Raw genomic sequence first — 22,579 nt, 5'->3', positions numbered from 1 at the left:
ATGAAACTCCGGACAACGGTGTGTTGTCCGGAGTTTTTATCGGCTGATGGATGGGATGTTTATCGTTTTAGTGTGAGATTTTTTAAGTTTTTCACCGCAACGGCGGTTTCCCCGGTGTTGATATATTCGATCTTAACACGGTGTCCCGGTTCCAGAAAGATTGTATAGGGAGATTGGGAGGAGCGGACAGAGAAGATCGGCTCTTCCCCCTCCAGGATAAATTGGATCAGGACGTCGTCTTGGCGGTCGGTTTTATGGACGGACTCCACTTTTCCGGAGATCGTCTCGATATCTGCACGGTCGGTCGCCACATCGGTATCTGGTTGCAAGTCTGAAGTAACCGCGTATTGATACTGGTTGAGCGCTTCCTGTTTGGATTTGCCATATCCGACCACTTTTTCATCCCGTGCATTGACAAACACAATCTGGCGTAGCACGCCGTTGCTGTCCAAGGTGGGAACGAGCCAGGTGTATTCGCCATAAATGTTGTACAAAATCGGATTGGCACCGCGCCATTGTTTTTCACGGAATGTTTTTTCCACCACTTGCGTGGCGGCACGGCCGTTTAGCATGCCGTTGGCCCCGGTGTAGTAGGTGAGCTTTCCGGTACGGGAGTTAAACATGGTGTATCCGACCATGGAGCCAGACTCCTCTTCATCTCGGGTATGATCGGTAATCCAATGCATCGCGACATTGTCTTTATCAAAGGCAGCCACGATGTCGAATAAGCCTTCCCATTCCGTCGGGCGGTGGACATCACGCATACCGAAGATGGAATTCCAGAAGCCGTGTTTGTATAATCCAAACCACCTGTTTCGTTCCCACGCTACGTCGGCGGGAAAGATTTGGTCTACAAATGCTGGTACGCGATCCAAGGGATATTGCTTCATTTCTCCCGATGCGGGATCGACTAAGATCACCCCTTGAATATCCTGGACAGCGCGAAACTTTTCAAAACGGCCGTAGCTGACGGCATAATAGGGTTTCCCGCTTTCATCCGGTTCAAATGAAGCATCCACTAACAAAAGGTCCGGGTATTGCAGGCGAACCTGGCGAAATAGATTATCTGAAAAATAGGCGGAGGGAACCACTTTCATCTTCGCTTCAACAAATCGGGCTTCTGCCCGGTGATCCTCAGCACTGACACGGATGTAACCCGGTGTGTATTCGCTTTGCCGCCACTTAAAAAAGTCTTGGTATTCCACTGGAGTCACCCAAAACAAGCTTCCATCTATTTTTTGTATCGTTGGATCGCCTAAATCGTAGTAGAAATAGTTTTCCACCTTTCCCAGGAGTTTTTCCGTTTTATAAAGGGCGTATTTTTTAGGTACTACAGGCAGGTGCTCTTCATTCATCGGTTCCAAACTTTGTTCGGATATTTCCGCTTGTGTAAATTCATATTTATCCTTGGCGATGGCGAAAGGGTAGACTGTTTTCATATAAATAAACGCCAAGAGGATAACACCCCCCAACACGCCACCCAAAAAAGTAAAAGGAATATCGACAAATAACAGGAAATCAACAATCAAGCCGACGCCTACTACCCAGACAAACCATGTCAAATAGGCGGCCGGTGTTTGATCGATCAAAACGACATAAAAGACGAAAAAGCTATAAAGAAGCCCTAACAAATAGCGTATCAACTGTAATTGCCAAAACATCCGCTCTTTCCATAACTTTCTCCATATGACGGGCGAAAGTGTGACAAACAAAAAGGAAAACAAAACAATGTGCCAAACCATATTGACCCCCCAGTCGATATTTAGTTGTATTGTGGAGGAAATCAAGGCTCCCAATATATCTTAAGCTTTTCGCGGTGGGTTCACCATGGTTTTCTCGTCCGTTTCCGGGGTGGCGAGGGGTAAAATAAAAACCCCCAGACATATGATGTTGTCCGGGGGTTTTTATTGGTCATAACGTAATAATGCCAAATAAAAACGCGAATGCCATCAAAACAATGCTAAGTCCCCACATCCATGGGAAGGAGTAACGAATATGGCCACCCATCTCTACTTTAGCTAAGCCAATCGCCAACCAAACTGCTGGAGCCAAGGGGCTGACAAAGGTTCCGATGATATTTCCCACAATCATGGCATACGCCGTTGAGGTGGCAGCGATACCATGACTGCTTGCGATTTGCTCAACGACGGGCAAGAGGGCAAAATAATAGGCATCTGTGCTAAGAATCAAATCGAATGGAACGCCAAAGATTCCGATGATCACATGTAAAATAGGGGCGATAAATGCCGGTAAAATCGTTACAAGATCAGTCGCAATCGAATCGAGCATTCCCGATCCCTTTAATATACCCAAAAACGAGCCTGCAGCCAGAATAATCGAGGCCATCAATAATGCGCTGGATGCATGGGCACGTATTCTTGCCATCTGATCGCTTACCTTTGGATAGTTCACAATCAAAGCGATGGATACCCCGATCATAAAGGTATACTCCGCTGGAATCGTTCCCTCTACCAAAGCTGCGATCACACCTAAAGTCAATAATAAATTAAACCATAGCAGTTTGGGTCTGGCTAGAGATTCATCTTTCTTCTCATCAGTGGCGGTCTCTTCGCTGTCATGATATTCAGTCGTAGGTGTCGATTGAAGTTTAGCAATCCGTCGTTTTTCCCGAACTCCCAAAAAGATCGCTAACACAATCACCAGTAATAAACCAGTGATCTGGATCGGGATCAGCGGCTTCCACAATTCTGTGGGGTTGATATTGAGCACCGCCGATGTACGACCCAGCGGCCCTGCCCATGGAAACATATTAACCACACTGGCACTTGCTCCAACTAATAAAAGAAGCAGATAGGGACTCATCTGTAAGCGCCGATATAAAGGAAGCAACGCAGGTATTGTAATCAAAAATGTGGATGCACCGGAGCCGTCCAAGTGGGCGACCGCAGCGATGATGACCGTACCAACTGCGATACTCACTACATTTCCGCTGGTTAACGCAATCATTCGTCGAATCAGCGGGTCAAATAGCCCGGCATCTTGCATTATCCCAAAATATAAAATCGCAAATATAAACATGACGACTACATTGATGACAGACTGAATGCCTTCTTCAAAAAAACCGCCAATATCAGTAACACCAAAACCCGCCGCAAAAGCACCGATGATCGGGATCAATACAAGGCCGACGATTGGCGCCACTCTTCCTGTGACCAGTAGAATCACAATTGTAAGTAATGTTGCAAATCCAATCAGACTCAGCATGGTTTCTTCCCTTTCTCTGATAAGATGTGAGGTTTCAGAGTGTGTCGGTCACCTATCCATTATGAAAACGCTAACACATAAAAAAAAGAGAGATGAAGTTTTTATTCATAAATCGGATAAAAATCGTTACGTTTCTTTTGTTTCTTTTGTTTATGGGCGAGTGGGGGGTTCTTTTTTTGTTCGTCTGTTATATTATATATATAACAAACAAACGACGAGTATAGAGGAGATCGATATGCTGATTCAATTGGATGTACAATCCGAAACTCCGCTATATACACAAATCATGCATCACATTATGGAGGGTATAGCAACGGGGCAGTTAAAACCGGGTGATCCTCTCCCTTCTGTACGATCTCTCGCGGTTGATCTAGGCATTAACTTTCATACGGTCAATAAAGCGTATCAATTATTGAAGGAGAAGGGCTTTGTCCAGATTCATCGACAGAAAGGGGTTGTGATTCAACCGGGCGGCATGCCTAAAAATGATGATTTCTACCGAGAGAAATTACAAAAAGAGATTCGACCATTATTGGCGGAGGCGTTATGTCGAGGGATGGACCAGGAGCAGTTTTTACAGGTGTGTCAAACGGTGTATCAGAAAATTCACGATGGAGAGGAATGATTCAAATGGAAAAATATCTGGAATTGATTTTTTACTTGATCATCCAGATCCCTGTGTATGTTCTGCTTGCCTTAATGCCGTACCTCACTCGAAAAACGGAAAGCTTTGGCTTCAGTATTCCACGGGAGGTATATAATCGACCGGAATTAAACGGCATGCGTAAACGTTATGTCCTCTTTGTGACTGTTTGGACGGTGTTGGCCGTCTTTGGATATATCGGATGTTTATCAGTGATAAAAGTAGAGCCAGGTATCTTGATGGCTATGTGGACAGGGGGATATTTGTGCGGATCATTTGTCGTGTATCTGTTGTTTCATTTTCAGATGAAGCGATTAAAAACGGCCAATGAATGGCACAAACTGAAAAGGCAAACCGTGGTGATCGACACGCAGTTTCGCAATCGGAATATTGTCCACTCCAATGGGTGGTTTATTCCTCCATTTCTAATCGCGATTACGACAACCATTCTCTTAATCGTCAATTATCCGTCGCTTCCGGACCAACTGCCGCAGCAATACGATTTTCAAGGCAACATTACCAATACAGTAGCAAAATCCTATGGATCGGTGCTTGGGCTTTCGATTACGCAAATATCGATAACCGTTTTGTTGCTCTTGATGAATGTGATGATTGGACGTACCAAACAACAGATTGATGCTGACCGTCCCAAACAATCACTGGAGCAGAATATTATTTTTCGCCGCAGCTGGTCCGCTTTTACAATTGGTTCCTGCTATTCGCTCGTGCTTTTATTTACCTTGATGAATGTGGCGATGTTTATTCACATTCCCCCATTTGTGTTAATGATCGCGACACTGATACAGGTTGTAATTATGGTTGCATGGGCAGCGTTATTATCATTTAAGGTTGGACAAGGAGGGGATCGGCTCCAAGCAACATCGTCGGAAAAGTCGGGTGCCGTTAACCGCGATGATGATCAATATTGGAAATTAGGCCAGGTTTATTGTAATCCCCATGATCCGGCAATATTTGTGGAGAAGCGCTTTGGTATCGGCTGGACGATTAACGTTGCCAGACCAGGTTCGTGGTTGATGTTGATCGGGCTGTTGGTGATCATTCTTATACCCATTTGGCTTAGCCGTTAAATAATGATAAGGGAGGGTTTTTCCTGGCGAAGAACGGATGTGGAACAGAGGCAACAGTCCAGAACGAAGTACAGTTTTATTTGCTACAAATAGCTACACTTTTCTGGTTGTTTTGTGGTTTGTCTGGGAGCTGACGACTTTTCATCTCTAAAGCAGGGTGTATGAAACAAACAGCGGCTGTCTCTAGTGAAGGGGACAGCCGTTTACCAATTTGGCGGAATAGATGCCAACACGGCTGTTTTTTTGTATGCTAAAAGTAGTTAGGAGGAGAATGATGAGCAAAAGCAACGATCATTTGAATAAGAAATGGGAGTCGGGAATTCATACCGATTTTTCTAAGGAAATGACTTATGGTGATTATCTGCAATTGGATCACATCCTCAACAGCCAGCGGCTGTTGTCGGGTCATCATGATGAAATGTTGTTTATGATTATTCATCAAGCGTCGGAATTGTGGATGAAGCTAATCCTACACGAATTAGATGCGGCAATCCGCTCGATCCGCAATCAGGAGTTGGAACCGGCCTTTAAGATGTTAGCACGGGTATCCCGGATTCAAGAGCAGTTGATTCAATCTTGGGGTGTTTTGTCCACCTTAACCCCTGCTGAATATATGGAGTTTCGTGATCGTTTGGGGCACTCTTCCGGTTTTCAATCCTACCAAAACCGTCTGATCGAATTTTCGCTGGGTCACAAAAATCAGCGGGTGTTAGAAGTATTTAGCCATCAGCCGCAGCTGTATCAACTACTGGAGAAAGTGTTGCATGCCCCCAGTCTGTATGATGTCTCCATCCAAGCTTTAGCCCAACGCGGTTTGTCGGTGGATGCATCTCGTCTACAGCGGGATTGGAGTCAGGATTATGAAGCCCATCCCAGTGTAGAGGAAGCATGGCTTCAGGTTTACCGCGATGTTGAAAAATACTGGGATCTATACGAACTGGCAGAAAAATTGGTCGATATTGAGGATCGGCAACAACAGTGGCGTTACAACCATATGAAAACGGTGGAACGAATTATCGGTTATAAGACGGGTACCGGCGGCTCCAGCGGTGTCGGTTATTTAAAACGGGTGTTGGATCACCGCTTTTTTCCGGAGTTGTGGAGTTTACGCACCCGTTTGTAGATTGGAGGAGGTATAACAATGACGAATGCGATGAAAGAACAAGCAGCAGCCTGGGATCAAGCAGATGTCCTCAGTCGTTTTCGGGAGGAGTTTTATCTACCTGCAGGGGAAATTTATCTTGACGGCAATTCGCTGGGACTCTTGTCAAAACGTGCGGAGAAAAGCGTCTGGGAAGCTCTTTCCGCTTGGCGTGAGCGTGGCATTGACGGATGGATCGAAGGGGAACGGCCGTGGTTCCCATTTGCGGAGCGACTAGGGGCGATGATGGCGCCGTTGGTGGGAGCAGATGCGGAAGAGGTAATGGTGACGGGTTCCACGACGGTGAATCTGCATCAAATGCTGGCTACTTTTTATCGGCCGCAGGGAGCGCGCACCCATATCTTGGCGGATGTTCTTAATTTCCCTTCGGATATCTATGCGATACAAAGCCAGCTCCGTTTGCATGGGCTGGATCCAGCGGAGCATTTGCTGCAGGTGAAGAGCGAAGACGGCCATACCCTGGATGAGGATGCGATCATTGCGGCGATGAGTGATGAGGTGGCGGTGGTGGTGCTGTCGGCGGTGTTGTACCGCAGCGGGCAACTGCTGGATATGGAGCGGATTACGCAAGCCGCTCGGGAACGAGGGATTTTGATCGGATGGGATTTGTGTCACTCGATTGGGGCGGTGCCGCATCGGCTGTCGGAGTGGGGTGTTGATTTCGCTTTCTGGTGCAATTACAAGTATTTAAACAGTGGACCAGGGAGCGTCGGTGGATTGTTTGTACACAAGCGCCACCATGGTCGGCTGCCGGGTTTGGCCGGGTGGTTTGGCTCAAATAAAGAAGTGCAGTTTGATATGGATCATCACTTCACTCCTGCCAGTGATGCCGGTGCCTATCAGATCGGCACCCCGCATCTGTTGAGTGCCGCTCCTGTCTATGGATCGCTGGAGCTGTTTCGAGAGGCGGGAATGGAACAAATTCGCAGGAAATCGCTCAGTCTGACCCGTTTTTTGATGGAGTTGGTGGAGACGGAATTGGCCGGTATGGGTTTTTCCATCGTCAATCCTCGCGCCGATAATCGCCGTGGCGGACATGTGGCCTTGGTACACGAGGAGGCGGTACGAATCGCTCACGCACTTAAGGAGGCTGGCGTTATTCCCGACTTTCGCGCGCCCAATATTCTCCGCTTGGCACCGGTGGCGCTCTACAATTCTTACACAGATGTATGGGAAGCGGTACAGCGCCTCAAACGGATTATGGTGGAAAAAGAGTATGAGCGGTTTGAGAAAAAGCGAGGGGTAGTCGCATGAGTGGCTGGATCGATATTTCCCAGCCGTTGCATGCCAAGGTGCCGGTCTGGCCGGGGGATACTCCGTTTTCCTATGGGTTGACATGGACAAAGGAGCAGAGCGGCTCCGTCAATGTGGGCCAGATCACCATGAGCACCCATACCGGCACCCATATCGACGCTCCTTTTCATTTTGAGAAAGAGGGAAAGCGGGTAGGAGAGCTGGATTTGTCGGTATATGCTGGTCCGACACTGGTGGTGGTGCTGGAGGGAATCGAGCGGCTCCATCCCGAGGCGCTGGCGCAAACCGATATCTCCGGCGTAACACGGCTTCTCATCCGTACCGATGCCTGGATTGACCGCTCGCGCTTTCCGGAGACGATTCCTCTGGTAGATCCGGCGTTGGCACCGTGGTTGCAAGAACGGGGAGTTCAACTGTTGGGACTGGATCTTCCTTCAGTTGACCCGTTGGATAGTAAGGATTTGCCTGCTCACCACGCCTTGGCTCGCCATGGCATACACATTTTGGAGGGAGCGGTTTTGGATGGCGTCAAGCCTGGCCGGTATGAGTTGGTCGCTTTTCCGCTACCCTTGCAAGATGCCGACGGCAGTCCGGTGCGGGCGGTATTGAAGCCGATTTAAGGCTTTTACAAAGGCGCGGGACTTTCGGGTAGTGTACCCTTCAGTCTGTGTCGGACAATCGTCAAATTTAAAGGTTGTCTGATCGCCCCGTTACCTCAATGAAAACGGTGAAAAAGCCAAAGCTCTCCCGCGAGAAGGGAGAGCTTTTCACAAAACAAAAATCATCGGGGAAACCCATTGACTGTGATTTGCCTCTATCAATCGATTTTCAACTTTCTGGCCATAGTCATGGCGGACAGATTCGTCTCCCGTTTTTCGATCCCATTGTGACACCGCCCATGGGTGGGAAGTATCCGAGCGGACTTTATACGGTCAAGGAAACAGTGCTTTATACCAATAGAGGAATTGGGACCACCATATTGCCGTTTCGGTTTTGGTGCCGCCCTGAAATATCGGTGTTTACGTTGACCCGTGATTGATGGCGATCACCCATGCTTCTCCCCATCTTGGATATATTCAGGAAACTCGCGTAAAAACGTACGTACCACCGCCTCGTATTCCTCATCGGGAATATCGATTAAGTCTCCATTTTCAAGAGCGAAAAAGAAGGGGGGACCATTGGGATTCTCACGGTTGTAGTACATGGCTATCACCCTCTCGCGATAGCGAAACGTCGCACCTAGCACAACCGGCACCAGACCGTCTTCCGTCTCTAACTGACAAAAAAAGATCGAGTCCACTTGATCCAATATCATCTCTTCATAGGTTTCGCCGGGATAGAGCAACTCTAGCGTCTCATTCCGTTCTTCCGCGATATACAACTGCTTTTTCGCCTCTTTGGGCCACAGCAGAAGCAGGTGTTTCACATTTTCGTAGACAAAGACATATTGATGGGGTGTTTGAAAGTGGACTTGCAAAGGTTATCCTCCTATGTTGATACGTATGATGGTTCCTCAACTATATCACGGGTGATGGGAGTGAGGCTAGTAAACGAGACGGAGGAAGGATTACAAAAACGCTGATTTTCTTTTATTGCGTCTTAATTGATGACTGTTACGGTAGTAAGGAGTGTCAAAATGAACAAGATGATACCCTTTTACTATCGGTGTAGCGGGGTGAATAGATGTCTATCTCCGAATGGCTTTCAGAATTGAACGAAAAGCAAGTGGGGAGCGTTCACATATGGTGGGCCTCATTGGATCAGCCGCTTTCCTTAGTAGAAAACATGGAAAATTGTTTGTCGGCGGAAGAAGTGGACCGTGCTCGACGTCTGATTCGGCCACGGGATCGAGAACGATTTATTGTAAGCAGAGGGTTGTTACGTTACCTTTTATCGTCTTTGACAGGAAAAAAGCCGGAATCCCTTCGTTTTCAATATGGCCCGTATGGAAAGCCGATGTTACAGGGATATGATTGGGCATTTAATCTTTCCCATTCCCACGATTATGTTTGTATTGCTGTTTCCGCTCATTCCCCTGTAGGTGTAGATTTGGAACGGATCCGTCCCGAGATGGAAGTAGATAAGCTGGCGGATCTGGTGATGAGCGCTTCGGAGAAGGCGGAATGGATCCAATTGCAGGAAAAGGATCGGCAAGTGGCTTTTTTTCGATTATGGACGCGCAAAGAAGCAGTGGTTAAAGCGGCAGGAGAGGGATTATCCCGTTCTCTTCCCGGTTTTTCAGTTGGGTGGCAACCGGATCATTACGAACATGTAGATTGTGAGGGAGCCCAATGGGAAGTGGTTTCGATTCATATTACTCCAGGGTATGAGGCGGCGTTGTGTGTACGAAAAGGGTTTTTGTAAGCGAGGATAATCAGCCCCTGGAACCAATCCAGGGGTTTTTTTATCTTATTACGAAGAGGATTCCTGATCCAATACGGTGATATAAGCGATCATCGGACCTTTGTTTTCTTTTTGCTGATGGTTGTGGCAGATTAAGCGAAAGGTACCTGCTCGGTCGGCTTCAAAGCGAACGGTGGTGGATTGTCCTTTTTTAACGGTTCCTGATTGATTATAGCCTTCCAGGGTGAAATGATGCTCCTTGCCGTGGATTCCGTGTAGAACTAGACGAACCCGGTCTCCTTTGTGAACAACGATCACTCCAGGGTCCCAGCGGTACACCTCGATCACTTTTCCTCCGATCCGGGTTTCAAACTCGGTGGTGACCAGATGGTACGTTTGCTCTTCGTGAGGCGGCGTTGCCACCTCCTCCACTTCTTCCATCATTGTGTTACCGTTCGTCCATGGAATGGGACGCAGGGCAGTCGTTCCGATCAGAACAAATACAAATGCGAGACTAAGCTGCAACCACTGGCGGGAAGTGATCAATGGACTCCCTCCTTATTCTTTTTAGTTAGTGTTAACCGAAAGCAACCGCTTTAATCCAGGGGGACTCCAAAATTTAGAAATTGAATCAATTTGATCGGTTTGCATATAATAAGGTTCAAGAACAAATGTTCCGGATGTGAGTGCAATGATTGATGAAACCTTGCGGCAAGCAATTCGACAAGAAGTCCCTGTGCAAATGATTTACTTGGATCAAAAGGGATGTATCACACAGCGATGGGTACGAGTTCAGTCGATAAGTCGAGCAGATATTCTGGTCTATTGTCTGCACAAGCGCGCGTATCGACGATTTAAACGGGAGCGGGTGTTGGCTGCCGCATTGGAAGACTGGTCTTTTTCAAGATGCGGGATGACGGGGAGTACGGGTATGATTGGGGTTGATTGAGGAAAGGGGCTTGATGGCTAGGGGGCATCTTTCGCTCGAGTGATTGTTTTCCCCGCCGCAAAAGCATGCTATACTGTACAAGGAAGTTGTATCGCGGAACTTATCCGTTCCACGCAAAGACAGGCCTCTATAAAAAGGCTAAAATGCAGGAGGGTGGATCATGAGCACCGATGTAAACTCCAACAACCACGAAAACCGGGAAAACGATTTTCTGGACATGGTCGTGGGAACGATGGTTTTTACCGCCTTTTTTATGGGCATCGCGCTGGTTGGGGGCGTGTTGGCCTTTTTCCTCAAGTGAAAAATGAAACACGGCGGAGGGCTGAGCGATCAGCCCTCCCTTTCGTGGGTGTTGTCCGGCGATGGTTGGCGTGGTTGCTGATTCCGTCGCTGCTGGGAGGATGTTCCCTCGATTATGGACCGTTGTCCCAGGCGGAGACAGCATCTTCGCAAACGGACGACCGCTTTGATCAACCGATCCGATTAGTGGTCAACGGTGAGGAAAAGGTGGTTCAGGAAGCCGGCTTAATCACTCCGGAAGGAAAGCGGTTGGACATGACCCAACGCGCCTACATAAGGGATTGGAACAAGCTGCTGCAAGCATCAGGAAAATCCGTTTCAGCGCATGATCTGATTGATCGCGACTATCCGTTGGTTTGGGTTATCCGTATTCGAGGAGAGGAGCCTTTTCTTTTTCGCCTGGGGAGTGATGGCGCTTATTGGCGCGGAAAGCGATACCGGGGAGAAGTGGCCCACGATCTTTATGCGGTATCGATGGCTGCATTGGCCCAACAACGGTTGACTGAGATTACCGCCGGATCATCTTTCCGCCTGCACGCTCGCGATACCGGCCAACAATCGGATTGGTCGGATGAGGGAGACGAACAATGGATCAATATGTTGACCCAGTCGGAATTTCAAATCTCCGATCCGGGAGAGCTGGAAGGCGCTTCGCTTTTTCCTGCTTATGAAGTGGAAGTGCGTGGATTGAGTCAGCCCGCTTCGCTTCAGCTGTTGGATGAGCACCGCTTTTTGCTTGTTTACGGTGCGGAAACGTATTTGTTTGAAGGGGAAGATAGCGGCTACAGACGGGCGCAGGAGCTCTTGCTTCCACAATCGCTTTCATCGGAGGATATTCGATCGCTTTTGGAGGGAGAGTTAATGGCGACCGGCGTACCAGAGCAAAAACAAGATCCGTATCCGCCGTCCGCCGATGGGGAAGAGGCGGTACGCCAATGGCTGCGCAAGGCGCATGCCTGTAATCATAACAATCGAGCGGCGGTTGGCAAAGAGCTGCTTCTTACGCTATACTTTCAGAGAGCCGAACAGGTTCGTCCAGTGGAGATTTTTGAAAACGGTTATCGTCTGGAAAAAGGGCCCATCATCCCTTGCCATGGCATTGACCGACAGGCTCGTTCCTTAGCCGGAAAAGGGTGAGCGAAAATCCCCGCTCGATGTGGCTGGGGCCGGTCTTCAAGTGATCGCAACCAAAAACGGAAACATTTTGATGGATAGGGGGATGGAGCATGAACGTACATGAGTACCAAGGAAAAGAAGTCTTAAAACAGTACGGAGCGGTGGTTCCCCGCGGCCAAGTGGCTTTTTCGCCAGATGAGGCGGTGGAGGCGGCCCAAAACCTCGGTGGTGACCTCTGGGTGGTAAAAGCCCAGATTCACGCTGGTGGACGTGGAAAGGCCGGTGGAGTGAAGCTGGCTCGCAGCTTGGATGAAGTGAAAGCGATTGCCACCGAGCTTTTGGGCAAAACGTTGGTCACGCATCAAACCGGTCCAGAAGGAAAAGAAGTAAAGCGCCTCTTAGTCGAAGAAGGATGCGCCATCCAAAAGGAATATTACGTCGGTGTGGTGATCGATCGCTCCCACAACCGTGTTACGATGATGGCCTCGGAGGAAGGCGGAACCGAGATTGAAGAAGTAGCTGCCAACACTCCGGAAAAGATAAAAAAAGTGACGGTAGATCCCGCGGTGGGCCTGTCACCTTTCCAAGCCCGTCAACTAGCCTATGCCATCGGTATTCCCAAAAATCTGACCAACCAAGCGGTCAAATTTATGCTGGGACTGTATCAAGCCTTTGTCGATAAAGATGCTTCCTTGGCTGAGATCAATCCGCTGATCACCACGGAAGACGGTCGTGTAATGGCGTTGGACGCCAAGCTGAACTTTGATTCCAACGCGTTGTATCGCCATACCGACATTGTGGAGTTGCGGGATCTGGATGAGGAAGACCCCAAAGAGATCCAAGCCTCCAAATACGACCTCTCCTATATCGCACTAGACGGCAATATCGGTTGTATGGTGAACGGTGCCGGTCTTGCTATGGCCACTATGGACATCATTAAACACTACGGCGGGGAACCGGCCAACTTCCTCGATGTGGGAGGCGGTGCCACCACTGAGAAGGTGACGGAAGCGTTTAAAATCATTTTGGACGATCCCCATGTAAAAGGGATTCTGGTTAATATCTTCGGTGGCATCATGAAATGTGACGTCATTGCCAACGGCGTGGTGGAGGCGGCCAAACAAGTCGGCTTGGATCGTCCGCTAGTGGTCCGGTTGGAAGGGACTAACGTCGAACTGGGGAAAAAGATCCTCAATGAGTCTGGCCTTGCTATCACGGCTGCGGATTCGATGGAAGATGCCGCGCAGAAGATCGTTTCACTGGTGAAGTGACGGGCTCCACACCAACTCAACGGGAAAGGCGGGTTCAACCTTGAGCATCTTTGTCAATCAAGATACGAAAGTGATCACCCAAGGTATTACAGGATCCAATGGGCTATTCCATACCAAGCAAGCAATCGAATACGGCACCAAGATCGTCGGCGGGGTGACCCCCGGCAAAGGCGGCACCGAGGTGGAAGGAGTTCCGGTCTTCAACACGGTGAAAGAGGCGGTAGAAGCTACCGGCGCCAACGCTTCCGCCATCTATGTCCCCCCCGCTTTCGCCGCTGACGCCATCATGGAAGCGGTGGATGCGGAATTGGATTTGGTCGTTTGCATCACGGAAGGAATTCCGGTGTTGGATATGGTAAAAGTACGCCGGTATATGGAAGGGAAGAAAACACGCTTGGTCGGTCCCAACTGTCCAGGCGTCATTACCCCCGGTGAGTGCAAAATCGGAATTATGCCCGGTTATATTCATACTCCCGGAAAAGTAGGGATTGTCTCCCGTAGCGGAACGCTCACCTATGAGGCGGTTCACCAACTGACCACTCGTGGGATTGGGCAATCCACCGCCGTCGGAATCGGTGGGGACCCGGTCAACGGCACCGATTTTATCGATGTGCTAAAAGAATTTGAACAGGATGCGGATACAGCAGCAGTCATTATGATCGGGGAGATTGGCGGTACCGCGGAGGAAGAAGCGGCAGAGTGGATTCGCGCCAATATGACCAAACCGGTGGTCAGCTTTATCGGTGGTCAAACCGCACCTCCAGGAAAGCGGATGGGTCACGCCGGGGCGATTATCTCTGGCGGAAAGGGTACGGCAGCGGAAAAAATCGCGAAGCTGAAAGAGTGTGGCGTTGCTGTTGCTCCCACCCCTGCAGTTATCGGCGAAACGCTCAGCCAGGTTCTGGAAGAGAAAGGCCTTCTGGCGGATTGCATCACGAAGAACTAACAACAAATAGGAGGGGACCTCTTACAGGAGGTCCCTTTTTTTATTATCAATGAAGGTTAGGAAAGGGAGTCGGGTACTCTCAAAGTGACAGACTCTTTGAACTTACAGACCAACAAGAGGGAGGACAGCTGATGCCGCTAATCAGGTGGGAGAAGCGGGATGGTCTAATCGCGATGCATCAGATTCAGGGAATCGGATGGCATACCTTGTGTCATTTGTTGGATGCGGGGTGGGACCCTTCTACCCCGTGGACGGAAACGGTGGCAAAAAACGCGCGGGAGCGGGGAGTCCGTTCCGGAGTATTGACGCGGATCGCTTCTAAATGGACAGCCGAATGGGTTAACCAGGTCCGCTTGGAGATGGAGAAGCGGAGGATACATACCGTTACCCGTTGGGATACCGAATACCCTTCCCTGTTAAAGGAGCTGCCACAACCGCCATGGGTATTGTATGTAAAAGGGGATGCGAGTCTGTTGGCCCAACCAGGGTTAGCAATTGTAGGAACGCGTAAGCCGACAGTCTATGGAAAAGATGCGGCTGCCACCTTGGCTGAAAAAGTGGCTGCAGCTGGGTGGGTGGTTATCAGTGGCATGGCGGCAGGGGTGGATGGCTTAGCTCACAGTGCCGCTTTGGGGGCGAGTGGGAAAACCGTGGCGGTATTGGGTTCGGGAGTGGATGTCGTCTACCCCAAACACCATCGTGATCTGTATGCGCGAATCGTGCAGGCGGGCGCAGTTGTATCGGAGGTGCCGCCAGGTACACGCCCCCATCCGGGGTTGTTTCCACAGCGGAATCGTATTATCAGCGGATTGAGCTGGGGGACGATCGTGGTGGAAGCAGCGGAAAAAAGCGGCTCCCTCATTACCGCCGATTGCAGCATGGAACAGGGGAGGGAAGTATTTGCCGTACCAGGACCAATCCATTCCACACAGAGCCAAGGAGCATTGCGACTGATTCAACAAGGTGCCAAATGTGTGGTAACAGTGCAGGATATTTTTGAGGAATTTGATCACCGTCTCGATGCTCCTGTACCTTCTGATCACAGTGAAGATACGATGGAAGAAAAACTGGAACTGACGGAGGAAGAGGCGGTTTTGTTGGCTTACTTGGAGCGAGGACCGCTATCCCTGGAAGAGTTGGCCGCTTCCGTTGAACGGCCACTTGATTTTCTCCATCAGGATTTGATCCAGCTGCAGTTGAAAGGGATTGTGAAACAACTTCCGGGTGCACGCTTTCAAAGGAGAAGGGGATAACCCTGGCGGTAAAAAGAAAACAACCGATCGGCGATCACCGACCGGTTGTTTTTTGGATGGAGAATGAAAATCAAAATTCAGAGTCAGAATCAAAATCGGAGTCAAAGTCAGAGTCAAATCCGTCTGTTTCTTGGTTAAACTCTTGTTCCATATCATTCAAATCTTGTTGGATATCTTCAAAATTTTGTATTTCTTGATTCAAATCGTTTACATCCCCCATGACGCCGCCAATCAAGCCGCCAATCAATACTGTACCGACAATGGCGGAAATGATGCTAAGGGCGATCGAAACACAAAAAATGATGATACCCCACTTAGACCACTGACGTTGCTTGTGTAGAAAGTGCTCGACGCTTTCCCACGCTTTTGCTTTCCAGGCCAATTCATTTCCTTTAAGTCCTAGATAAATGGCGACTCCAAGATTAACAACAGGAATAAAGCATAACAGAGAAATCCAAACACCATGGGCAATTCCCCAAATCCAGTTTAGGAAAAAAGCACCCCAGTTCCATTTTTGAATCTCAGCGGGGACTTCTTCGGGCTGATACGATTGTACTTGTTCTTCCATCATGATGTCTCCTTATTTATCATAATAAAAATATCGACAATGCATCTCAAGATTACAATAAAGCGTGCTTCGATTTCCACAAAAATCGCATATTTAGTTCGATCTTACTATTTTAAGGATTATATAGGGGTATAAGGAGTAGCTTGCAGGTAGAATCCATCCGGGTGAGTATAAGTGAGTCAGCTCGTCGTTGGCATGAATCGTGCAAAGGAAGGGTTTTTACTGGATTTTGGGGGGGAAGCATGATATGGTACCAACTGTAGAAAAATCATTTGCGAATTCGTGCATATTGCTTGTTAAACCATAAATTTGATATCTTACAAGGGTATGGTGGAAAAAGAACGGGGCAGATTGATTTTTATCTGCTACGATTGAGCGTCTTCAAGAAGGGGGTTGCTTGATGGCTGATTCACTCGTCATCGTCGAATCGCCCGCCAAGGCCAAGACGATCGGGAAGTACTTGGGAAAGAAATATATCGTCAAGGCATCGATGGGCCATGTGCGGGATTTGCCCAAAAGTCAATTGGGCGTGGATACAGAAAATCGATTTGAACCGAAATACATCACGATTCGTGGCAAAGGGGATGTACTAAAAGAGTTGCGGGATGCGCGCAAAAAAGTAAAGCGCGTCTATTTGGCGGCGGACCCTGATCGAGAAGGGGAAGCGATCGCCTATCACCTCGCCCACAGTCTCAATCTGGAGTTGGATGAAGAATGTCGGGTGGTGTTTAACGAGATCACCAAGCAGGCGGTAAAAGATGCGTTTCGCCATCCACGCAAGATCGATATGGATCTGGTGCAGGCTCAACAAGCCCGCCGTATTTTAGACCGTTTAGTAGGTTACAACATCAGTCCTATCCTGTGGAAAAAAGTGAAAAAAGGGTTGAGCGCAGGCCGCGTACAGTCGGTGGCGGTGAAGTTGATCATCGACCGCGAAAACGAGATACGCACTTTTAAACCGGAGGAATACTGGACGGTTACCGCTCACCTGATCGTTGACAAAGAGACGTTTGAAGCCAAGTTTTACGGCTATGGCAAGAAAAAAGCGGATCTAAAGAATGAACAGGATGTCCAACGCCTGTTGGAAGCGATCAAGGGTAAGCGATTTACGGTGGAAGAAGTAAAGAAAAGCGATCGTCGACGCAACCCGGCGCCTCCGTTTATCACCAGTTCATTGCAGCAGGAAGCGGCGCGCAAGCTTAATTTTCGCGCCGGGAAAACGATGGCGCTGGCACAGCAGCTATATGAAGGGGTCGATTTGGGGAAAAAGGAAGGCACCGTCGGTCTTATCACTTATATGCGTACCGATTCCACCCGTATTTCCCCGACTGCCCAGGAAGAGGTGGGAAACTATATCAAGGAGACATTCGGTTCTTCCTATCTGCCGGCGAAACCGCGTACCCATAAGAAAAAAGCGGGTGCCCAAGATGCACACGAAGCGATCCGTCCCACTTCAGCCCTGCGCACACCAGACTCCTTAAAAGGGTACTTGGGCCGGGATCAGATGCGGCTGTATAAGTTGATCTGGGAACGGTTTGTCGCTAGCCAGATGGCACCGGCAGTGTTGGATGCGGTCTCCGCAGACATCCGTGTAGGCGATGCCCTTTTTCGCGCGACCGGGTCGAAGGTGAAGTTCCCTGGTTTTATAAAGGTGTATGTAGAGGGCAACGACGATAACAAAAAAGAAGAGGATAAATACCTACCCGCCTTAGAAGTGGGGCAACCATTAAAACGAAAATCGATCGACCCGAAACAACATTTCACCCAGCCGCCGCCGCGCTATACAGAGGCCCGTCTGGTGAAGACGTTGGAGGAAAAGGGAATTGGACGTCCCAGCACATACGCGCCTACAATCGATACCATCCAAAAACGGGGATATGTCCAACTGGAGGATCGTCGTTTAGTTCCTTCGGAGCTGGGTGAAATCGTGATCTCCTTGATGGAGGAGTTTTTCCCGGAGATATTGGATGTAACCTTTACGGTTAATATGGAAGAAAAACTGGATCATGTAGAAGAGGGTCAAGTAGACTGGGTGGAGATTTTGGAGCGGTTTTATGAGAAATTTGAAAAGCGGCTGGTGGTAGCTGAGGAGCAAATGAAGGAAGTGGAGATCAAAGATGAGGTCGCTGATGAAGATTGTGAAAAGTGCGGTCAGCCCATGGTGTACAAATTTGGCCGTTATGGCAAGTTTCTCGCCTGTTCTGGCTTCCCAGACTGCCGCAACACCAAGCCGATTATCAAATCGACGGGGGTAACCTGTCCCAAATGTAAACAAGGGGAAATCGTGGAACGTAAGAGCAAAAAACAACGTACCTTTTACGGTTGCAACCGCTATCCTGAGTGTGACTTTGTCTCTTGGGACAAACCGGACCCGCGTCCCTGCCCGCGCTGTGAAGGGCTGATGGTGGAAAAACGGCGTAAAAAAGGAACCTTGATTCGCTGTACCCAATGCGATTATGAAGAAGAAAAAAACTAGCGTCTCATCGCATATCTGGCGCCAGCTTATAAGCTGGCGCTAAATTGATGCGCGATTGATATAGCGAAAAATTACAGCTCCCCCTTTATCTGAATATTAGTTTATATCTCGTCTCCCCAGTTGCGGGGTGAAAGGGCGTATGATACGATGAGGTGGAGTTTGGGAAGGATTGACACTTGACGACAACAATAACAAAACCGAACGAGATTGCTGCGAGTGGAATCGCTGCTTTTTTGTCTGGAACGAAATAACGAGTGACTCCGTTATCGATGACGGAGCGGGAGGTTTACATGGAAACGTTTCACGCGACCACGATTTTTGCGATCCAGCATGGACAAAGCGGTGCCATGGCGGGGGATGGCCAGGTAACCTTCGGCAATCAGATGGTGATGAAACACCAAGCCAAGAAGGTGCGCCGCCTGTATCGCGGCAAAGTAGTAGCGGGTTTTGCTGGATCGGTGGCAGATGCCGTCACCTTATTTGAAAAGTTTGAGGGTAAGCTAGAGGAATTTCACGGCAATCTTCCGCGGGCAGCGGTGGAACTGGCCAAGGAATGGCGTGCAGATAAAGTATTGCGCCGCTTGGAAGCGATGTTGATTGTGATGGATAAAGAAGATCTCTTGCTTGTCTCCGGCAACGGTGAAGTGATTGAACCGGATGATGGTATGGTAGCTATCGGTTCGGGAGGGAGTTATGCACTTTCCGCTGGGCGGGCATTAAAACGGCATGCAGCGGATATGTCGGCCAAGGAGATCGCCGAAGCGGCTTTGCGGATTGCCAGTGAAGTCTGCGTGTTTACCAATGACCAGATCGTAGTAGAGGAGGCGTGATGATGGCTGCATCAGAAGCATCGGCCCGGCAGCGGTGGACGCCGCGCCAAATTGTATCGGAATTGGATAAATATATCGTGGGTCAGCAAGAAGCGAAGCGAGCCGTAGCGGTGGCGCTCCGTAACCGCTATCGCCGCACGATGTTGCCGGATGAACTGAAGGATGAGGTGGTTCCAAAAAATATCCTGATGATCGGTCCTACCGGAGTAGGGAAGACGGAAATCGCTCGCCGTCTCGCCAAATTGGTGGGGGCTCCTTTTGTAAAAGTGGAAGCGACTAAATTTACGGAAGTGGGTTATGTCGGTCGGGATGTGGAGTCGATGGTGCGCGATTTGGTGGAAACCGCTATCCGTATCGTTAAGGCGGAAAAGCTGGAACAAGTGAAAGAGAAAGCGGAAGAGATGGCGGATGAGCGGATTGTATCCATCCTGGTTCCGTCTGATAAGGGGCAGGGGGCCAATTTTAAGAATCCCTTAGAAATGTTTTTTCAAACCAATCAACAGACCGATCGCACCGATCAGGAAGAGGATGAAAAGCATCGCAAGGTTGAACAGCGTCGCCTGCAAATCCGGCGCCAACTAAAGGCTGGAATGCTGGAGGATGAGGTTATCGAGATTGAAGTGGAAGATCAGATGCCGATGTTTGATATGTTTGCCGGCTCCGGTGCGGAGCAGATGGGCATCAATATGCAGGAGATGCTGGGGCAGTTTATGCCGAAAAAGACGAAAAAACGTCGTCTTCCCGTAAAAGAGGCCCGCAAGGTGCTGATCCATGAAGAAGGACAGAAGCTGATCGATATGGATCAGGTGCAACAGGAATCCTTGAAGCGGGTGGAGGAATCGGGGATAATTTTTATCGATGAAGTGGATAAAATTGCAGGCAAGGATCAGCGGGGAGGACCGGATGTTTCCCGTGAAGGTGTACAGCGGGATATTCTGCCAATCGTGGAAGGCTCTACGATTATGACCAAATACGGCCCGGTACATACCGATCATGTTCTTTTTATCGCGGCCGGTGCATTCCACATCGCCAAACCTTCGGATATGATTCCTGAGTTGCAGGGGCGGTTTCCGATCCGGGTGGAATTGAAGGATCTGACTACCGCAGATTTTGTGCGTATTCTGACGGAACCCAAAGGGGCTTTACTCAAGCAATATACCGCTCTACTGGAAACCGAGGGAATTAAGGTTACCTTTACCGCTGAGGCGATTGAGGAAATTGCCCGCTTGGCAGCAGAGGTGAACCGCGACACGGAAAACATCGGTGCCCGTCGCCTCCATACGATGTTAGAGCGTTTGCTGGAGGAGCTTTCCTTTGAAGCGCCGGATATTACTTTGGAGGAGATTCAGATTACACCTGTCTATGTGCGGGAACGGTTGGGGGATATTGCGGGCAATCAGGATCTAAGCCAATATATTTTATAACAGGGGGGGTTGGATGGATCTGTTGACAAAAGCGCGGGAGATTCATCGTCTCCTGCTGACCACCGGCGGACAGGCCGTCAGTTTTCAGGATATGGCCCGTGTGCTGCGGGATGTGATTGTGGCCAATGTGTATGTACTCAGCCGCAAAGGGAAGGTCTTAGGATATGCCGATGTGCAACTGCATGACGCTGATCGTCTCAATCACGATGTGAGAAGAGACGGTCGGGTTCCCGACGATTATAACCACCGCTTGAAGCAAGTGACGGAAACGGTCGCCAACCAAGACGAAGCCAGTAATATCAGTTTTACTTACCAGGTGGAGGATGGTCACGAGCATCGCTACACCACCATTGTTCCCATTATTGGCGGAGGAGAGCGGTTGGGTACCCTTTTGCTCACCCGTCTAGACGAACCCTTTGTCGATGATGATCTGGTTTTGGCTGAATACGGTGCGACAGTCGTCGGGATGGAGATTATTCAGGGTAAGGCAGGGGAGGCGGAGGAGGAGGCGCGTCATCGAGCGATGGTAAAACTGGCCATCGACTCCCTCTCCTACAGTGAAATGGAAGCGGTCATTCATATTTTTAATGAGTTGGACGGGGAGGAAGGAATTCTCGTTGCTAGCAAGGTGGCTGATCGGGCTGGCATCACCCGTTCCGTCATTGTTAACGCCCTTCGTAAATTGGAGAGTGCGGGAGTGATCGATTCCCGCTCACTGGGCATGAAGGGAACCCATATCAAAGTGCTAAACGATCAATGGCTATCAGCCCTTGCCAAGAAAAGCGACGGCATAAATTTTGTTTAAACAGGGAAAGAAACTTGCTCCCTCCCTGGGGGTTGTGTTATATTAACCAATGGTGTGAACAACACACGCGGGTGGATGAAGCCGAAAGGTGCCGAGAAATCGGTTTCGGCTTTACTGGAAACCTGCGGAGGCTTAAACCAAAAGGAGGCATGATCCATGGCTGTCGTATCGATGAAGCAGCTTTTGGAAGCGGGTGTTCACTTCGGGCATCAGACTCGTCGTTGGAACCCCAAGATGGCAAAATACATTTTTACGGAACGGAACGGGATTTACATCATCGACCTGCAAAAAACGGTCAAGATGATGGAAGACACCTACAACTATGTGCGTGACTTGGCATCCCAGGGCGGCAGCGTCCTCTTTGTCGGAACCAAGAAACAAGCGCAGGACGCCGTCAAGGAAGAGGCTGAGCGCTCCGGCATGTTTTATGTCAATCATCGTTGGCTGGGTGGGACCTTGACCAACTTCCAAACCATTCGCAAGCGTATCAACCGACTGCATAAGTTGGAAGCGATGGAAGAGGACGGCACTTTTGAGGTGTTACCTAAAAAAGAAGTTGTCATGCTAAAAAAGGAACAAGCTCGTCTGGAAAAATTCCTCGGCGGGATCAAGCATATGAAACAACTTCCCGATGCGGTCTTTATCATTGATCCGCGGAAGGAGCGGATTGCGGTGGCGGAAGCGCGTAAGCTGGGCATTCCGATTATCGCGATTGTCGATACCAACTGCGACCCCGATGAGATCGACCACATCATCCCCGGAAATGACGATGCGATCCGCGCTGTTCGCCTCTTTACGTCGAAAATGGCGGATGCCGTCCTGGAAGGGAAACAGGGAGAACAGACTGCGTCCTGATTGAACGCAAAAAGGGTGGCCACGGGATGCGTGACCACCCTTTTTCTACGATTTCGTGACAAGAACTGAAG

Annotated in this window: 22 protein-coding genes; 17 read left to right on the top strand and 5 right to left on the bottom strand. The window is 49.3% G+C overall.

Annotation, left to right across the window (positions count from 1 at the left end; translation table 11 throughout):
• Positions 1–59: 59 nt before the first annotated feature.
• Both C8J48_RS07765 and C8J48_RS07760 read right to left on the bottom strand, forming a co-directional pair.
• On the bottom strand, positions 60–1,742 hold the full coding sequence (locus C8J48_RS07765) for a hypothetical protein (RefSeq protein WP_107725734.1): 1,683 nt from the start codon (positions 1,740–1,742) through the stop codon (positions 60–62).
• Between the two features lie 169 nt (positions 1,743–1,911).
• Positions 1,912–3,225 carry a CitMHS family transporter gene (locus C8J48_RS07760; protein WP_107725733.1) on the bottom strand — a complete coding sequence of 438 codons (1,314 nt, stop codon included), beginning with the start codon at positions 3,223–3,225 and terminating at the stop codon, positions 1,912–1,914.
• A gap of 235 nt (positions 3,226–3,460) precedes the next feature.
• Here C8J48_RS07760 and C8J48_RS07755 point away from each other — a divergent pair, with 235 nt between their 5' ends.
• From C8J48_RS07755 to kynB, 5 genes are all read left to right on the top strand, one after another.
• Positions 3,461–3,850, top strand: coding sequence for a GntR family transcriptional regulator (locus C8J48_RS07755; RefSeq protein ID WP_107727642.1), 390 nt, complete (start codon positions 3,461–3,463; stop codon positions 3,848–3,850).
• Between the two features lie 5 nt (positions 3,851–3,855).
• Positions 3,856–4,956, top strand: coding sequence for a DUF1648 domain-containing protein (locus tag C8J48_RS07750; protein ID WP_170105275.1), 1,101 nt, complete (start codon positions 3,856–3,858; stop codon positions 4,954–4,956).
• A gap of 274 nt (positions 4,957–5,230) precedes the next feature.
• On the top strand, positions 5,231–6,079 hold the full coding sequence (gene kynA, locus C8J48_RS07745; protein WP_107725731.1) for a tryptophan 2,3-dioxygenase: 849 nt from the start codon (positions 5,231–5,233) through the stop codon (positions 6,077–6,079).
• An 18-nt stretch (positions 6,080–6,097) separates the two neighbouring features.
• The gene (kynU, locus tag C8J48_RS07740) at positions 6,098–7,372 is read left to right on the top strand and encodes a kynureninase (protein WP_107725730.1); all 1,275 of its coding nucleotides are present in this window, start codon (positions 6,098–6,100) and stop codon (positions 7,370–7,372) included.
• On the top strand, positions 7,369–7,992 hold the full coding sequence (gene kynB / locus C8J48_RS07735; protein WP_107725729.1) for an arylformamidase: 624 nt from the start codon (positions 7,369–7,371) through the stop codon (positions 7,990–7,992). The genes kynU and kynB overlap by 4 nt, the downstream gene beginning before the upstream one ends.
• Positions 7,993–8,417: 425 nt before the next feature.
• Here kynB and C8J48_RS07730 read toward each other — a convergent pair whose 3' ends face one another.
• Entirely contained in the window at positions 8,418–8,849 is a 432-nt protein-coding gene (locus tag C8J48_RS07730) for a hypothetical protein (protein ID WP_107725728.1), read from the bottom strand.
• Between the two features lie 206 nt (positions 8,850–9,055).
• Here C8J48_RS07730 and C8J48_RS07725 point away from each other — a divergent pair, with 206 nt between their 5' ends.
• Complete coding sequence (locus tag C8J48_RS07725) at positions 9,056–9,736, top strand: 4'-phosphopantetheinyl transferase family protein (protein WP_107725727.1); 681 nt, start codon at positions 9,056–9,058, stop codon at positions 9,734–9,736.
• Positions 9,737–9,784: 48 nt separating this feature from the next.
• On the opposite strand, the gene C8J48_RS07720 is transcribed toward C8J48_RS07725, so the two are convergent.
• Positions 9,785–10,261, bottom strand: coding sequence for a cupredoxin domain-containing protein (locus tag C8J48_RS07720; RefSeq protein WP_107725726.1), 477 nt, complete (start codon positions 10,259–10,261; stop codon positions 9,785–9,787).
• A gap of 145 nt (positions 10,262–10,406) precedes the next feature.
• Between C8J48_RS07720 and C8J48_RS07715 the strand changes: the two genes are divergently transcribed.
• From C8J48_RS07715 to dprA, 6 genes are all read left to right on the top strand, one after another.
• On the top strand, positions 10,407–10,664 hold the full coding sequence (locus tag C8J48_RS07715) for a hypothetical protein (RefSeq protein ID WP_107725725.1): 258 nt from the start codon (positions 10,407–10,409) through the stop codon (positions 10,662–10,664).
• A gap of 160 nt (positions 10,665–10,824) precedes the next feature.
• Positions 10,825–10,965: a hypothetical protein gene (locus C8J48_RS18700; RefSeq protein ID WP_170105273.1), complete on the top strand. Its 141-nt coding sequence runs from the start codon at positions 10,825–10,827 to the stop codon at positions 10,963–10,965.
• 65 nt (positions 10,966–11,030) lie between these two features.
• The gene (locus C8J48_RS07710) at positions 11,031–12,101 is read left to right on the top strand and encodes a hypothetical protein (protein WP_146160462.1); all 1,071 of its coding nucleotides are present in this window, start codon (positions 11,031–11,033) and stop codon (positions 12,099–12,101) included.
• Between the two features lie 89 nt (positions 12,102–12,190).
• Entirely contained in the window at positions 12,191–13,351 is a 1,161-nt protein-coding gene (gene sucC, locus C8J48_RS07705; RefSeq protein WP_107725723.1) for an ADP-forming succinate--CoA ligase subunit beta, read from the top strand.
• A 40-nt stretch (positions 13,352–13,391) separates the two neighbouring features.
• A complete protein-coding gene (gene sucD, locus C8J48_RS07700; RefSeq protein WP_107725722.1) occupies positions 13,392–14,297 on the top strand; it encodes a succinate--CoA ligase subunit alpha in 906 nt (301 codons plus the stop codon).
• A gap of 131 nt (positions 14,298–14,428) precedes the next feature.
• Complete coding sequence (dprA, locus tag C8J48_RS07695; RefSeq protein ID WP_107725721.1) at positions 14,429–15,550, top strand: DNA-processing protein DprA; 1,122 nt, start codon at positions 14,429–14,431, stop codon at positions 15,548–15,550.
• A 70-nt stretch (positions 15,551–15,620) separates the two neighbouring features.
• Here dprA and C8J48_RS07690 read toward each other — a convergent pair whose 3' ends face one another.
• The gene (locus C8J48_RS07690; RefSeq protein WP_211316604.1) at positions 15,621–16,118 is read right to left on the bottom strand and encodes a hypothetical protein; all 498 of its coding nucleotides are present in this window, start codon (positions 16,116–16,118) and stop codon (positions 15,621–15,623) included.
• Positions 16,119–16,518: 400 nt separating this feature from the next.
• Here C8J48_RS07690 and topA point away from each other — a divergent pair, with 400 nt between their 5' ends.
• The 5 genes from topA to rpsB all read left to right on the top strand — a co-directional run bounded on the left by topA (position 16,519) and on the right by rpsB (position 22,508).
• Positions 16,519–18,594 carry a type I DNA topoisomerase gene (topA, locus tag C8J48_RS07685; RefSeq protein WP_107725720.1) on the top strand — a complete coding sequence of 692 codons (2,076 nt, stop codon included), beginning with the start codon at positions 16,519–16,521 and terminating at the stop codon, positions 18,592–18,594.
• A 290-nt stretch (positions 18,595–18,884) separates the two neighbouring features.
• On the top strand, positions 18,885–19,424 hold the full coding sequence (gene hslV / locus C8J48_RS07680; RefSeq protein WP_107725719.1) for an ATP-dependent protease subunit HslV: 540 nt from the start codon (positions 18,885–18,887) through the stop codon (positions 19,422–19,424).
• 2 nt (positions 19,425–19,426) lie between these two features.
• On the top strand, positions 19,427–20,848 hold the full coding sequence (gene hslU, locus C8J48_RS07675; RefSeq protein ID WP_107725718.1) for an ATP-dependent protease ATPase subunit HslU: 1,422 nt from the start codon (positions 19,427–19,429) through the stop codon (positions 20,846–20,848).
• Positions 20,849–20,861: 13 nt separating this feature from the next.
• Entirely contained in the window at positions 20,862–21,653 is a 792-nt protein-coding gene (gene codY, locus C8J48_RS07670; protein WP_107725717.1) for a GTP-sensing pleiotropic transcriptional regulator CodY, read from the top strand.
• 156 nt (positions 21,654–21,809) lie between these two features.
• The gene (gene rpsB, locus C8J48_RS07665; protein WP_107725716.1) at positions 21,810–22,508 is read left to right on the top strand and encodes a 30S ribosomal protein S2; all 699 of its coding nucleotides are present in this window, start codon (positions 21,810–21,812) and stop codon (positions 22,506–22,508) included.
• Positions 22,509–22,579 lie beyond the last annotated feature (71 nt).

Source organism: Desmospora activa DSM 45169 (assembly GCF_003046315.1).
Taxonomy (GTDB): Bacteria; Bacillota; Bacilli; order Thermoactinomycetales; family DSM-45169; genus Desmospora; species Desmospora activa.
This window is presented reverse-complemented; position numbering and strand designations above follow the sequence as displayed.

Bases quoted from the DNA above. Each gene is read 5' to 3' on its own strand.
- C8J48_RS07765 (WP_107725734.1), bottom strand. From the start codon at position 1,742: ATGGTTTGGCACATTGTTTTGTTTTCCTTTTTGTTTGTCACACTTTCG.
- C8J48_RS07760 (WP_107725733.1), bottom strand. From the start codon at position 3,225: ATGCTGAGTCTGATTGGATTTGCAACATTACTTACAATTGTGATTCTA.
- C8J48_RS07755 (WP_107727642.1), top strand. From the start codon at position 3,461: ATGCTGATTCAATTGGATGTACAATCCGAAACTCCGCTATATACACAA.
- C8J48_RS07750 (WP_170105275.1), top strand. From the start codon at position 3,856: ATGGAAAAATATCTGGAATTGATTTTTTACTTGATCATCCAGATCCCT.
- kynA (WP_107725731.1), top strand. From the start codon at position 5,231: ATGAGCAAAAGCAACGATCATTTGAATAAGAAATGGGAGTCGGGAATT.
- kynU (WP_107725730.1), top strand. From the start codon at position 6,098: ATGACGAATGCGATGAAAGAACAAGCAGCAGCCTGGGATCAAGCAGAT.
- kynB (WP_107725729.1), top strand. From the start codon at position 7,369: ATGAGTGGCTGGATCGATATTTCCCAGCCGTTGCATGCCAAGGTGCCG.
- C8J48_RS07725 (WP_107725727.1), top strand. From the start codon at position 9,056: ATGTCTATCTCCGAATGGCTTTCAGAATTGAACGAAAAGCAAGTGGGG.
- C8J48_RS07715 (WP_107725725.1), top strand. From the start codon at position 10,407: ATGATTGATGAAACCTTGCGGCAAGCAATTCGACAAGAAGTCCCTGTG.
- C8J48_RS18700 (WP_170105273.1), top strand. From the start codon at position 10,825: ATGAGCACCGATGTAAACTCCAACAACCACGAAAACCGGGAAAACGAT.
- sucC (WP_107725723.1), top strand. From the start codon at position 12,191: ATGAACGTACATGAGTACCAAGGAAAAGAAGTCTTAAAACAGTACGGA.
- dprA (WP_107725721.1), top strand. From the start codon at position 14,429: ATGCCGCTAATCAGGTGGGAGAAGCGGGATGGTCTAATCGCGATGCAT.
- C8J48_RS07690 (WP_211316604.1), bottom strand. From the start codon at position 16,118: ATGGAAGAACAAGTACAATCGTATCAGCCCGAAGAAGTCCCCGCTGAG.
- topA (WP_107725720.1), top strand. From the start codon at position 16,519: ATGGCTGATTCACTCGTCATCGTCGAATCGCCCGCCAAGGCCAAGACG.
- hslV (WP_107725719.1), top strand. From the start codon at position 18,885: ATGGAAACGTTTCACGCGACCACGATTTTTGCGATCCAGCATGGACAA.
- hslU (WP_107725718.1), top strand. From the start codon at position 19,427: ATGGCTGCATCAGAAGCATCGGCCCGGCAGCGGTGGACGCCGCGCCAA.
- codY (WP_107725717.1), top strand. From the start codon at position 20,862: ATGGATCTGTTGACAAAAGCGCGGGAGATTCATCGTCTCCTGCTGACC.
- rpsB (WP_107725716.1), top strand. From the start codon at position 21,810: ATGGCTGTCGTATCGATGAAGCAGCTTTTGGAAGCGGGTGTTCACTTC.